The 13,334-nt window shown below is 42.9% G+C and carries 13 protein-coding genes and 1 rRNA gene; 4 read left to right on the forward strand and 10 right to left on the reverse strand.

Annotation, left to right across the window (positions count from 1 at the left end; all coding sequences use genetic code 11):
* A partial coding sequence (locus tag VM802_RS14750) for an IS3 family transposase (RefSeq protein ID WP_325531759.1) occupies positions 1-111 on the forward strand: 111 nt, incomplete at its 5' end.
* Here VM802_RS14750 and VM802_RS14755 read toward each other — a convergent pair.
* From VM802_RS14755 to VM802_RS14795, 9 genes are all read right to left on the reverse strand, one after another.
* A complete protein-coding gene (locus VM802_RS14755) occupies positions 94-576 on the reverse strand; it encodes a virulence RhuM family protein (RefSeq protein WP_325531764.1) in 483 nt (160 codons plus the stop codon). The two genes, VM802_RS14750 and VM802_RS14755, sit on opposite strands and share 18 nt — an antisense overlap.
* A gap of 47 nt (positions 577-623) precedes the next feature.
* Complete coding sequence (locus tag VM802_RS14760; RefSeq protein WP_325531766.1) at positions 624-965, reverse strand: helix-turn-helix domain-containing protein; 342 nt, start codon at positions 963-965, stop codon at positions 624-626.
* A 5-nt stretch (positions 966-970) separates the two neighbouring features.
* The gene (locus VM802_RS14765) at positions 971-2,098 is read right to left on the reverse strand and encodes a tyrosine-type recombinase/integrase (protein WP_325531768.1); all 1,128 of its coding nucleotides are present in this window, start codon (positions 2,096-2,098) and stop codon (positions 971-973) included.
* Complete coding sequence (locus VM802_RS14770) at positions 2,095-2,502, reverse strand: helix-turn-helix domain-containing protein (protein WP_325531770.1); 408 nt, start codon at positions 2,500-2,502, stop codon at positions 2,095-2,097. The genes VM802_RS14765 and VM802_RS14770 overlap by 4 nt, the downstream gene beginning before the upstream one ends.
* 273 nt (positions 2,503-2,775) lie before the next feature.
* Positions 2,776-4,158: a tRNA uridine-5-carboxymethylaminomethyl(34) synthesis GTPase MnmE gene (mnmE, locus tag VM802_RS14775; RefSeq protein WP_325531772.1), complete on the reverse strand. Its 1,383-nt coding sequence runs from the start codon at positions 4,156-4,158 to the stop codon at positions 2,776-2,778.
* 108 nt (positions 4,159-4,266) lie between these two features.
* Positions 4,267-5,103 carry an energy transducer TonB gene (locus VM802_RS14780; protein ID WP_325531774.1) on the reverse strand — a complete coding sequence of 279 codons (837 nt, stop codon included), beginning with the start codon at positions 5,101-5,103 and terminating at the stop codon, positions 4,267-4,269.
* Positions 5,104-5,152: 49 nt separating this feature from the next.
* The gene (locus VM802_RS14785) at positions 5,153-5,740 is read right to left on the reverse strand and encodes an ExbD/TolR family protein (RefSeq protein WP_325531776.1); all 588 of its coding nucleotides are present in this window, start codon (positions 5,738-5,740) and stop codon (positions 5,153-5,155) included.
* Positions 5,741-5,809: 69 nt separating this feature from the next.
* Positions 5,810-6,466, reverse strand: coding sequence for an ExbD/TolR family protein (locus VM802_RS14790; RefSeq protein ID WP_325531778.1), 657 nt, complete (start codon positions 6,464-6,466; stop codon positions 5,810-5,812).
* Between the two features lie 59 nt (positions 6,467-6,525).
* Positions 6,526-7,380, reverse strand: a complete 855-nt coding sequence (locus VM802_RS14795; protein ID WP_325531780.1) for a MotA/TolQ/ExbB proton channel family protein — start codon at positions 7,378-7,380, stop codon at positions 6,526-6,528.
* 747 nt (positions 7,381-8,127) lie between these two features.
* Here VM802_RS14795 and VM802_RS14800 point away from each other — a divergent pair.
* From VM802_RS14800 to VM802_RS14810, 3 genes are all read left to right on the forward strand, one after another.
* Entirely contained in the window at positions 8,128-10,689 is a 2,562-nt protein-coding gene (locus tag VM802_RS14800) for a zinc-dependent metalloprotease (protein ID WP_325531782.1), read from the forward strand.
* A 154-nt stretch (positions 10,690-10,843) separates the two neighbouring features.
* Positions 10,844-11,869 (forward strand): LacI family DNA-binding transcriptional regulator, encoded by a 1,026-nt coding sequence (locus VM802_RS14805; RefSeq protein ID WP_325531784.1) that lies wholly within the window; start codon positions 10,844-10,846, stop codon positions 11,867-11,869.
* Positions 11,870-11,928: 59 nt separating this feature from the next.
* Positions 11,929-12,726: a hypothetical protein gene (locus VM802_RS14810; RefSeq protein ID WP_325531786.1), complete on the forward strand. Its 798-nt coding sequence runs from the start codon at positions 11,929-11,931 to the stop codon at positions 12,724-12,726.
* Between the two features lie 324 nt (positions 12,727-13,050).
* Here the strand turns inward: VM802_RS14810 and rrf are convergent.
* Positions 13,051-13,162: ribosomal RNA gene (gene rrf / locus VM802_RS14815) — 5S ribosomal RNA — on the reverse strand.
* Positions 13,163-13,334 lie beyond the last annotated feature (172 nt).

Here is a 13,334-nt window from a genome sequence, read left to right on the forward strand (position 1 = left end):
TTTGAATATATAGAAATCTGGTACAACCGAAAAAGATTACATTCTGCCCTGGGATACTTGTCCCCAGCGGAATTCGAAAGAAACTTAATCAAATTAAATATTGCAGCTTAACTGAGTGTCCATTTTATTGTTGCAATTCCATACATTTCCCAATAACTTCACCGTTTGCTTCAATTCTTCCAACTGACTTGATTTCTCTTGCAGTTGTTTCTTATTGACCACATATCCTTTGGTTAAATACTCCTTTAACGTCTTATTGGCCCACATACGGAACTGAGTACCTCTTTGAGATTTGACACGATAGCCAATTGAGATGATCACATCTAAATTAAAGTACTCAACTTGATAAATTTTCCCGTCTGCTCCAGTTGTTGCATTTTTTGCAACAACTGAATCTCTCTCTAACTCCTTCTCTTTGAATATATTAGATATATGCCTGGATATTACAGACTTATCACGCGAAAAAAGCTCCGCAATATGGTTCAGACTTAGCCAAACTGTTTCGTCTTCTAGTTTTACATCGATAGTCGTTTCGCCGTCTACTGTCTGATAAATAAGAATCTGATTACTTTCCATAAAATGTAACTATTAAGTTTGGTTGGCAATTTGCCTATAAAATGATTTTAACTTTTAAATACTCTTTGCTGCATATATCGATTAACATATTCATCCACCGAACAATCCGAACCATTCTCCAATCCCTTCACCCAATCCAATATCTCCGACTTCTTAAACTTCAACAGCTTCCCCATTCTGAAATGCGGCATCTCCCCCTTCGCACACTTGTTATAAATTGTGTTCGCATCCAGCCGGAGAAAATCCGCCAATTCCTTTACAGACATGATTTCACCGCCACCGGCTGGCCGAGGCTTTTTCGAAACAGTTTCCAGCAATTCAATCATTAACGATTTGATCTCCCGGATATCAGATTCCATACACAATAATCGTTGTTCTATTGAAGCCATATTCATCAGTTTAAGTGATCATAAATTGCCTTGTTGGCGGCTTTGGCCCTTGTTACATCAGGTATCTGCGCATAGATCTGGGTTGTTTTCACATGTTTGTGGTTCAGCATTTTGCTGACTACATATATATCTTCTCCTTTCTCAATAAGGTCTGTGGCGTATTTGTGCCGCCAGTTATGGAACTTGGCTTTGTCTTTTAATCCAACACTGCTGAACCAGTCCTGCAACTTTGTGCGTGTCCGGGAATAATTAAGATCAGGGAATACCAAGCCATCGTCCTCCGGTTTCTCTCCTAGAATACCATAAGCCTGTTTACTGATGTAATGCTTAAAAGAGCGGCCCGGTTTAGGATCGACAATGTATGCGTACCATGAATCGAGCGGAGTGGAGTAATGCAGATCGCTCCACTTTAATATTTTAATAGCGCTGAAGCGGAATCCAGTGAGCAAAGCAAAAATAGAAGACCTGAAAACAGTATCATCATCCACTGGGTTCTGAATTAATAACTTTAATTCCGCATCATCCAGTATCTGGCGGTGTGTATCTATATTGCCTATCCGTTTAACGCGGATGGTATAGTCTTCCGGCAGAAACCTGTCCAGATAAGCTTCTTTCACAATGATTGTAAATTTATCATAGTAAGAAGCGGCTGTATTCTGCGATAGCTTTGTATGTTTAGATTTCAGGGAATGAGTATTTAACAGGAATTGCTTGAACTTCTGGAGAAATATTTCATCTATATGCCTGAATTTACAATGGTCACCCATCCATTTATGCAAGTATTTAACGGCTGTTTCGTAATGAGTGGTATCAACGTTCTCACGCTGCTTTTCCCGGATGAAACTCTTTGCATAAAGAAAGAAATCCGCATCTAATGAATCTTTATTAAATAAACCATTCTCCTCCAGCATTAATGCCTTCATGCGTTTGATGTAAATTTTCTCAGCAATTTCACTGTATAGTTTGTTCTCCTTGACCTCCAGCGGGGTAGCAGGATTAGCATGTACATACAGATTTAGGAACTCCCGTCTGGTAAAGCGCTTGTTATGCGGATTCCATACGGGCGGATAATAATCGATGTATAAGCTCAGCTTCCCGCCTTTCAATTTCTTCTTGCGCAACTTCCCTCTCATTTGTTCCCGAATTTGGTGATGATATAATTCATAACTGTTTGCCGGTGAAAGAAAAGACTACGGCCAATACGGAGCCGTGGAAATTCGTTATCGTTTTTTATAAGCCGGAATAAGGTACGCTGACTTATCCGGGTGATTGCGGATAAGGCTTTAATGTCTACCAGCTCACTGGGTTCCTGTGGTGGTAATTGGATAGGAACATAAATAACCTGGGAGCCTAATGCTGATTGAAGCATTTTGTCTTTTGTTTCAACATTGGAGTCTTCTACCTTTTTATTCTTTTGACGGAGTTTATAATTGCGTCTTGCGCATTCCAGGGAGCAAAACTTGGTAACCGTCTTTTGGGCAACGAATATTTCATTACAATGTTCGCAGATCTTTCTTATTCTGATATTACTGCTCATGTGGAATTATTAAAAAACAGAAATACGGGTTATAAGAGGTATGCTTATCCGGGCCGTCTATTATTTACAAACTGTCTATTACTGTCAATTAATGCCATCATTTCTCCAAAATAGAGAATCCTGTACCTCTTTCTATACTATTCGAAAGGTACACTTTTGGGGGTCCAAAACCAAAAAAATCAGTGGAAAATATAAAAAATTTGTTCGGCTAAAATCGTTTACTACATTGAGTTTGGAAAGAATATGAAAATAGAGAAAAGTATAAGAAAGCCCCTACTTCCCGATACAAAACTTACTGAAAATATAATCCAATCTGTCTTCATTCGTTACTTCGCCAGTAATCTCACCAAGATAATGCAGGCTACGGCGGATGTCTAGTGCCAGGAGGTCGCCGGGCAGGTTGTTGTCCATACCTTGTTTTACGTCCTGTAGTGATTTTAGTACCTCCTGCAAGGCGGCATGGTGGCGTGAGTTAGTGATGATGGTATCTTCAGTATTGATGTCTCCATCCATTACTTTTTGTACCAATGCATTTTTGAGGTCCTGTATATGCTCATGGTTCTTTGCGGAGATATAGAGGATACCGGGGATATCATGGAATTTTTCTCTGATAGCGGTTTCACCACCGATGTCGGTTTTGTTACCAACCAGGAGATAATTGATATTCTCAGATTTGAAAGTAGTTATTTGATTACGTATATCCGTTGCAGTTAGTTCATTGACATCAAAGAGATAAACTACTACACCGGCTTCCCTAATCTTCTCCATTGTTTTCTGCACGCCGATACTTTCAATGGTATCCTGGCTCTCACGGATACCAGCGGTATCAATGAGGCGGAAGAGGATGCCTTCTATGTTCAGTACTTCTTCAATGGTATCGCGCGTAGTACCGGCAATATCGCTCACAATAGCCCTGTTTTCATTCAGCAAGGTATTGAGCAGCGTAGATTTTCCGGCGTTAGGCTTGCCAACTATCGCAGTATTTACACCATTCTTCATAACATTACCCATGCGGAAGGAGTCGATGAGATGTTGCAGCACATCATTAGCATTACTAACCAATGAATAAAGGCGTGTTCTGTCTGCAAACTCTACATCTTCCTGGCTGAAATCCAGCTCGAGCTCAATAAGCGCAGAAAAGGTAATTAGCTGTTCTCTCAGGGCATGTAGTTCTTTGGAGAATCCCCCACGCATCTGCTGCATGGCAGTCTGATGGGAGGCGGCAGAATTGCTTGCAATAAGATCGGCTACTGATTCGGCCTGGGTAAGGTCAAGTTTTCCGTTCAGAAAAGCACGTTGCGTAAACTCTCCGGGTTTGGCCATACGGGCGCCGGCAGCTATGGTAGCATCTATGACCTGTTGCTGAATATAAGGAGACCCGTGGCAGGAGATCTCAATCACGTCTTCGCCTGTATAAGAACGCGGGCCTTTATACAAGCTTATCACCACCTCATCAATCACTTTACCATTGGCGGCGATAGAACCGAAATGCAGGGTATGACTGGCCTGCTGAAATAGATTTTTTGAAGGGAAGATAGCATTACAGATATCATAGGCGCGGCTGCCGCTTAGCCTGATAACAGCAATAGCACCTACCCCCGGTGCAGTGGCGGGAGCAACAATCGTGTCGTCAAATCCTGTAAGTTTTCCCAGCATATTCCTGTGGTGGTTTGTGATTGAAAGGGCACAAATTTACGCAATAAATCAAAAGCCCCGTCGCAACTTTCGCTGAGACGGGGCCTTGACTTTATGCATTAAGTAGTACTACTCTTGCAGTGTAAAGCGGATCGGGAGGTTGAACTGTACAGAAACCTGGCGACCGTTTTGTTTACCAGCTTTCCATTTAGGCATGGTTTTCACCACGCGAACAGCTTCTTCTTCCAGACCACCACCTTTTGCGGCGCCTACTGTTTTCACATCTTTGATGTTACCTTCAGAGTCAACCACAAACTGTACGAACACTGTACCGGAGATACCGTTTTCCTGCGCAACGCGGGGATAGCGGATGTTTTTGCTAAGGTACTTGGCCAGTGCTTCCTCACCACCAGGGAAGGTAGGAGGCTGCTCTACGAATGTGAAGATCTCTTCTTTAGCAGGAGCAGGAGGAGCTTCTACTACACCAGTACCTTTACTGTCTTCCAGCAATCCGGCGTCGATACCGTTCGGGTCACCTTCTACAGTTTTGGTGCTGATGGATTTGTCTTTAATGTCTTCATGTTTTGGCGGAATTTCATCCGGTGGTACTTCGTTATCTTTCTTGATCACCGGAGGAGTAAACTGCACTGAAGGTTTCACTGGCGGCGGTGGAGCCGGCGGTGGAGGTGGTGGAGGTGGAGTTTTCGGATCATCCGGCAACTTCACGTCCTCCATCTTGATCTCCTGGATAACAGGCTTCTTAAGATTATTATCTCCAGAAGCTTTTACCCAGTTGGTAATGAGATACATTAGGAAGAATATGAGAAACAAGGATACGGTACCCAGGATGGCATTCCGCACGCGCTTGTCATATTTCTTCCTCAGATCATAAGCCCCATAATCCTTGTTCCTGTTTTCAAACAGGATATCCAGAAAATCGGACTTTAAGACTTTAGCTGAATCCATTGTTAATGTTTTATACTGGGATGCAAAAATTTAATTAATTCCACAAAGACTATTTAACACCATTAGCAGTTTCTGTCTGCTTAATCCATTGTTTGTCCTGGTCGCTGATATCTACCGTAGCATAGCGCTGAATACGATTGATAGCCATTTCATCCAGGATGTCCACAAAGTTGGCATAAGTAGCATCATTATCTGCTTTAATGATCACTACCACGTCTTCAGGTTCACCTTTTGCATTTCTCAGTTTAGACACTTCATCCCTTTTCTTGATGATCTCGTCTCTGATACCTCCTTTATTGGCAAAGGTTGTTGCCTTGAAGAAGTCAGGATTTGCAGAAGCGTTAGGATCCTGTGCTAAACCTTCGTAATAATATACTCTGTTATCTTTTCCGAGTAAGATGGTCAGTGCGGTACTTTCTTTTACCTTGTTCTGGTCCTTCTCATTTTCGGTATCTTTTGGCATGATCAAGTCCATTGTTTTGGGCTTGGCCATGGTAGTGGTAAGCATAAAGAAGGTGATCAACAGAAAACCTAAGTCCACCATCGGCGTCATATCCACACGGGTCGACTGTTTCTTGGATTTCGTACCACCGTGTTTCTTCCCGCCACCACTACTGCTGGTATCCATTTCTGCCATAGTAGCGAAATTTTTTAGTTCTTGAATTAACAGCCTTCCAGGTCAGGAAGTAGTTGCTGTTATTTACTACTACTTATGAGCGGCTTTTTGTTCCTCATCATAAGCTGCTGTTCCCTGAGGCGCTGCTTTCAGATTGGTCACCAGGTTCAGCTTCTGGATATGCTTCTTTTTGAAGGTATCCAGGATCTCCTTGATCTTGGGATATGGAGTAGCATTGTCTGCTTTAATGCAATACTTCAGTTTGGTAACATTTCCTTCCTGAGCAGCTATTCCATATTCGATCCAGGCTCCTAATTCACCATTGGCAGAATCAGTAGGGATACCTTTGTCCAGACCTGCTGCTTTACGCTCTGCCTCACTCATGGAGAGGTAATTTTTCAGGTCTTTGAAAGGAGTACCAACGCTGGCGCCAGTGACAAAGCTTTTCATTTCTTTATCATCCAGACCCAGTTTGTACTGCGAATTAAGATCTTCGATCATTTTCTTTCTCTTAGACTGGCCATCCATGCTGAAAAACACACGTCCGTCTTTATCTACTGTGAATAACATCACATCAGAATCAGGCAACAGGGTGGTGTTAATAGAAGATGGAGTAACTACCGTTACCGGCTCATCCGGTTTGAACTTAGTTGCCAGCATAAAGAAAGTTAAGAGCAGAAAAGCCACATCACACATCGCTGTCATGTCGACGAGGGTGCTTTTCCTGGGCATTTTAACTTTTGGCATCTTTACTCTTTTTTATGGTTTACTTTAAATAGATTCAAAACCGCTGAAATTCCACAAAATTATTTGTGGTTAGCAGCAAAGCTCTGTGTTAAAGTAAAGCCAGACTCGTCAATAGCGTAAGTGATGCTATCGATGTTAGTAGTAAAGTAGTTATACATGATGATAGCGATAGCAGAAGTACCGATACCCAATGCAGTGTTGATCAACGCTTCAGAGATACCTAACGCGAGCTGTGCAGAATCTGGTGCACCACCGGAAGACATCGCAGTAAACGCCTTGATCATACCCAATACTGTACCGAACAGGCCCAGCAGGGTAGCAACAGAAGCGATAGTAGACAGAAACACCAGGTTCTTTTCCATCATCGGCAGTTCCAGTGCAGTAGTTTCTTCGATTTCGTTTTTAATGGTCAGTATTTTCTGCTCAGTATCCAGCTCTGTGTTACCGATCATTTCTTTGTACTTTTTCAGACCTGCTTTCAGTACGTTACCTACAGAACCTTTCTGTTTGTCACACTCAGCCAGCGCTGCATCTACATTCTTGTTGGCCAGGTGATACTGTACTTTACGCACCAGCTCAGAACCACTAAACTTACCTTTAGCTTTTCCCAGATACAGGAAACGCTCAATTACGAAAGTCAGACAGATCAGTAATACTGAGATCAGGATAGGTACAACGTAACCACCTTTGTATACAGTTCCAAGCCATTTACCAATACCAGTAGCTACTGGATGACCTTCTGGATTGTTACCCTGGAAGTTGGCTGGATTACCTAATACAAAGAAGAAAAACAGGAATCCTATCACTAAACAGATAGGCACTGCCAACGTCGCAAATACGTTGGATGACTTTTTAGGTTGATGAGAAGAAGCCTTAGCTGTAGCTGCAGTCACAGTTGTTTTAGTCTCAGCCATGTTGATTGAAATTTTAGTGTTAAAAATTAAACTATTGTTTGTTAGAAGTTACGATTTACATTCTTTCGCTGAAATACTCCGCTACACTCAATTGGAACAAGTGATTCGCAAAGTTATAAGGTTGACCCAAAAAAACAAGTGCAGCCCAAAAAAACCCACAAAAATTAACCTTCACACACAAAAGCCCCACCACAGGGCTTTTTACCACTCGTTTTTTATTGAGCAAACACTTTACATTAGCAATAAACCAATATTATTTCAGTCCTATATTAACTGTTACTGTCCAATTATTGAAAGCTATTAATTTTTTTCAAAGTTGGACGCACAATTTAAGAAAATTTTCAAATGTTCCAACATAAATCTCACAAATTTGAGAACTTATTTCTTCCCGCGCCAGTTAAGAGTTTGAGACTTAGCTAATTGGTTTTAGCTGTTCACCTTACCACTTCTCTCTTACCTCATTACCATAAACCCAGTACTATAGCGAATTACATCTTCCCCATAACCGCATCTTCCATATAAACATATTAAATACTATAACAATAAATAATTACATAAAATAATCTTGTCTACAACATTTTCCATTAACAACCCTCTCCGGCTATTCCTTATTTTCCATTCTTACCAGCATTCATACGCTCATGGATTTTACTCTATAAGTTAATACATTATATACGTATTTGCAAGTCATTTAAAATACCTCCCCTACTTCATTGCGCAATCTTAAACCAACACATATATAGAACAATGTATCAACCTTTAAGTCGTAATCTGTCATTCGCTCTCGCCGGCACAATCCTGCTATCTGCAGCCGCCTACCAGCCAGCCTATGCACAACGAAAGAAACATTCCAGTACTCCACCCGCTACCGCTCCACTGGCTAAAGACTCTTCAGCGCCAGCCATGATCAAGCCAGGTCCTAAAGCAGGTCCAAAGCTGTTCTCAGAGGTTATCAACGATAAGGCAAAAGCCGACTCAGGCCTCTTTAACATCTACAAACAGGATGACCGGTACTTCTTCGAAGTAGCCGACTCCCTCCTCGGCAGAGATGTTCTCGTAGTAAACCGCCTCTCCAAATCAGCTGCCAACCTGCGTTCCATGATGCTTGGATACAGCGGCGATATCATTGGCGAAAATGTTATCCGCTTCGAGAAAGGCCCGAACAACCGTATCTTCATTAAAAATATCTCCTATTCAGAACGATCAAAAGACTCGTCACAGCCCATGTTCAACGCTGTGATGAACTCTAACCTCCAACCCATCGTTGCTGCCTTCGATATCAAAGCTTTTTCCAAAGACAATAAAGGTGCAGTAATCGACCTCACTGAATATATCAACGGAGATAACGACATTCTTTTCTTCGACAACAACATAAAATCCGCCCTGAAACTAGGTGGCATGCAACCCGATAAATCCTATATCTCTGACGTAAGATCCTTCCCGCTCAACACAGAGATCAAAACCGTTAAAACCTACTCCAAAAGCGGATCTCCCATGATGCCCGGTATGCCGCCAGCACCAGGTGGTAACGCCACTGTGGAGCTCAACAGCTCCATCGTCCTGCTGCCTTCCGTACCCATGCAGCCCCGCTACTTCGATCCGCGCGTAGGCTTTTTCACCACCAGCATCACTGACTATGATGCTGATCCGCAAGGTGTGAAAAGACTCCAGATGGTCACCCGTTGGCGCCTGGAACCCAAGCCGGAAGATATGGAGAAATATAAACGCGGAGAACTGGTGGAACCCAGGAAACCAATCATCTTCTATATTGATCCCGCCACGCCTGCTAAATGGCGTAAATACCTGATACTCGGCGTGAACGACTGGCAAGCTGCCTTTGAACAGGCAGGCTTCAAAAACGCTATCGTGGCCAAAATGGCACCTACCAAAGCGGAAGACTCCACCTGGTCGATTGAAGATGCCCGCTTCTCTGCCATCGTGTACAAACCATCCGATGTTCCCAACGCCAGCGGCCCGCATATACATGATCCGCGTTCCGGAGAAATACTGGAAAGCCATATTAACTGGTACCACAACGTTATGCGCCTGCTCCGCAACTGGTACTTCGTACAATGCTCCCCCAATGATCCCCGCGCACGTAAACCGGAATTCAGCGATGAACTAATGGGTGATCTTATCCGTTTCGTTTCTTCTCATGAAGTAGGCCATACTCTTGGACTGCGCCACAACTTCGGTTCCAGCTCTGCTTATCCAGTGGAAAAACTGCGCGATAAAGAATGGGTGAAAGAAAACGGCCATGCTGCTTCCATCATGGATTACGCACGCTTCAACTATGTGGCGCAACCCGAAGATGGCATTACCGGAGCCGACCTCTATCCGCGTATCAATTACTACGATAAATGGGCCATCGACTGGGGATACCGCCTCTATCCTGAGTTTAAAGATGCTGACGCTGAAAAGTCACTGCTGAACAAGCGCGTGATAGATAAGCTGAAAGATAAAAAATACTGGTTCGGCACAGAATCAAGCGATGCTGATCCGAGATCACAAAACGAAGACCTCGGTGATAACGCCATGAAAGCTGGTATATATGGTATCAAAAACCTGCAACGCATTATTCCTAATATCCTTACCTGGACCAGGGTTGCTAATGAAGACTACAACATTGCAGGAGAACTGTATCGTGAAGTAACCGACCAGTTCGGCCGCTACATGGGACACGTAGCCAAGAATGTGGGCGGTATTTATGAAACACCCAAAACGGTAGAACAGGCCGGCGCTGTATATGAACCTGTTTCTAAAGCCACACAGCAGGAAGCTGTACGCTTTCTCAATACCCAGCTCTTCACCACTCCCAAATGGCTTATCAACGATGAGTTGTTGGGTCGTACTGGTGGCTATGGTCCGGCGTTGATACTCTCGCGCCAGGTACCTGTTCTCAACAGACTGATGAGTCCCGGCATACTGCTCAGGCTTGTGAATGGCACTTCTTTTCCGGGTGTTAACTACGAAGCACTGGAGATGCTGAACGATCTCAAGAAAGGTATTTTCTCAGAAGTATATGCACACCAGCCGGTTGATATATACCGCCGTAACCTGCAACGCGCTTATGTGGATAATCTCACATCATTGCTGGCGCCCCCCTCTCAGAGTGGTGCACCCGGAGGTTTCGTGATAGCTTCATCCGGTTCAGGCGTAAGCAGATATGATGTAACCAGCATTGCCCGCGGACAGCTTACTGCCCTGAGAAATGAGCTCCGCACCGCAGCAGCCACAGGAGATACCATGACCCGTTATCATTACCAGGACCTGGTTGCACGTATCACCAGCGTACTGGATCCTAAGTAACATAAAAGCATATACGAAAAATAAAGAGCCCCTTTCGGCAGCTTTCAACTTTTAGCAATGAATACCTAAAAGCAGAAAGCTATCTGAAAGGGGCTCCCTACTTTTAAATAAAATGCTTAATATAGCTGCATTATTTACTAATACAGCCTCAAAAGTGAAAGAGCGAAATAATAAAATAACTATATATGATATAGCCCAGAAGCTGGACTTGTCTGCATCCACAGTATCAAGAGCGCTACAGAACAATCCCCTCATCAATGAGGAGACGCGGGAAAGAGTACAACAAACCGCTACAGAACTGGGTTATGTTCCCAACTGGATTGCTTCCAGCCTTCGGAAAAAACGTTCCAATATCATCGGCCTGATAGTACCGCGCACCTCCATGTACTTTCAAAGTACCGCCATCAGTGGTATTCAGCACGAAGCACACAAATACGGGTTCAGTATTGTGATCGGTCAGTCTGATGAAACTGTGGCCATGGAAAAAGAACTGGTGCATACATTCTATTCATTGAGGGTGGATGGATTGCTGGCGGTATCCTCCATGTTCACTACCAACATCGATCATTTCAGTCCTTTTATAAAAAACAATATCCCATTGGTTTTTTATGATCGGGTTCCAGGTGATTTCTCAGGATATACCATTACCGGTGACGACTTCCGCGGCGGTTTTCTTGCGACAGAGCATCTGATTAAACAAGGTTGTAAGCGTATTGCGCATTTCTCAGGCCTGCTTACCTGTAACCTATACCAGCAACGCCTTGCGGGCTACAAGGAAGCATTGGCAAAATATAAAATCCCATTTGATGAACAATTGGTATACATCCATAACCTGACTATGGACGCAGCCACGCAGGCAGCCAGGGAAATATTCGATAAAGGGAACCTCCCTGATGGGTTGTTTGCCGCAAACGACAGTTCTGCTGTTGCCTTTATCCAGGAGGCGAGAAAAAGGAATATCGATATACCGGGACAGATAAAAGTGGTAGGATATTCCAACGATCTTTCCTCCCGAATTATATCTCCGTCTCTAACCACCATTGAACAATCAGGATACAATATGGGACAAAAGGCAGTGGAAACTATTGTTCAACTTATCAACCATGGCGATGGAATCAAGATCACGAAGAATTTCGTATTCCCCGTAGAACTAATCCTGCGCGAATCTACTGCTAAATGAAAACCTCCCGGCCTGTAGCTTCGTAAATACCGTAATATCTTTATTCAACCTACAATTATATGAAACCGATTATCTATGCCGTACTGTTATGTAGTGTTGCTGTGATCACATCCTGCAACAAACATATCTATGTCCCCAACACCGTTAATGTTCCCTTATTGAAAGAGAAACATGAATTCAAAGGCAGCATTTCACCTACCAATCTTCAGACCGCCTTCGCTATTACCAATAACATTGCGATAATGGCTAATGGTCAGTATGTATATCGCTTTAAATTCAATGATTCAATTAATAACGATCTGTTTTCAGACAACAATACCCGCGGAGGTCTGATTGAAGGTGCTATCGGCTACTTCAAGCCCCTGGATCCCAAGAAGAGGATGGTGTTTGATGTATATGGTGGCTTTGGTGGCGGACATTTCAAAACATTGACAGTAAAGCGTACCAGTGGCTCTAACCCTGACGACTATACGATAAAGAATCAGTTCACTAAAGTATTTATTCAACCCAGTATAGGCTTTGTGCATCCCGTGATTGAAGCTGCTTTCAGCAGCCGTTTTTCTCTGTTGAATTTTTACAATACCCAAATGGGGCCCAAGGCATTTGAAAACGATGCCACAGGCAAGGCCAACTTCATGCGTATCAGCGATAAACCAGTTTTCTTTTATGAACCAGCTCTGACTTTCCGCGTAGGATATAAGTATGTAAAGTTTCAGGCGCAACTACAGTTTTCATTGCCGTTGAAAGACAATACTTACGATACTTTTGATGTAAATGATTATTTCCAGCCGGTAGCTTTTGGAATGGGGGCATCTATTAACATAGCCCGTTGGTATGATGAATTCAGAAAGAAATAATCTTCTGTATGTTTCCAGGGCTTGTAGGCCTTATAATTGGTCGTTATTCCAACGAAGGATGTACTAGCTGCAAATGAAGCAACAGACTTTAAAAGCCATTTGTTTGATAATAACATAACGTAAAGTATGTAGTTGCGGATAGTATCCGGAAGATATTAATGCTTCGGGTGAAAATATCGCCAGATTTTTTAGGGTAATATGGAACGATTAATGGAAAGAGAGACGATCTGGAAGATCTTTGGGCTTGATGACGACAAACAATCTATAGAGAAAAGATAAAATAAAAAAAGCCTTAGTGAATAATCACTAAGGCTTTTCTAATAAGTATGGCAGCTACCTACTCTCCCGCATGATAGTGCAGTACCATCGGCCATGAGGGGCTTAACTTCTCTGTTCGGAATGGGAAGAGGTGAACACCCTCGGAAAAACCACCATAAAGAGTTCAAAGTAATAGGTTATAAGTTTTACGCACAACGTATTACTTACAACTTACTACTCAATTAAATCAACATATCGGAGTTGTTAGAAAAGTATCTAAGAAAAAAAAATTAAAGCGTACGGGCAATTAGTACTACTCGGCTTTGATGTCACCATCTTTACACCTGTAG

Origin of the sequence: Chitinophaga sp. (genome assembly GCF_035538455.1) — a bacterium.
Classification (GTDB): Bacteria; Bacteroidota; Bacteroidia; order Chitinophagales; family Chitinophagaceae; genus Chitinophaga.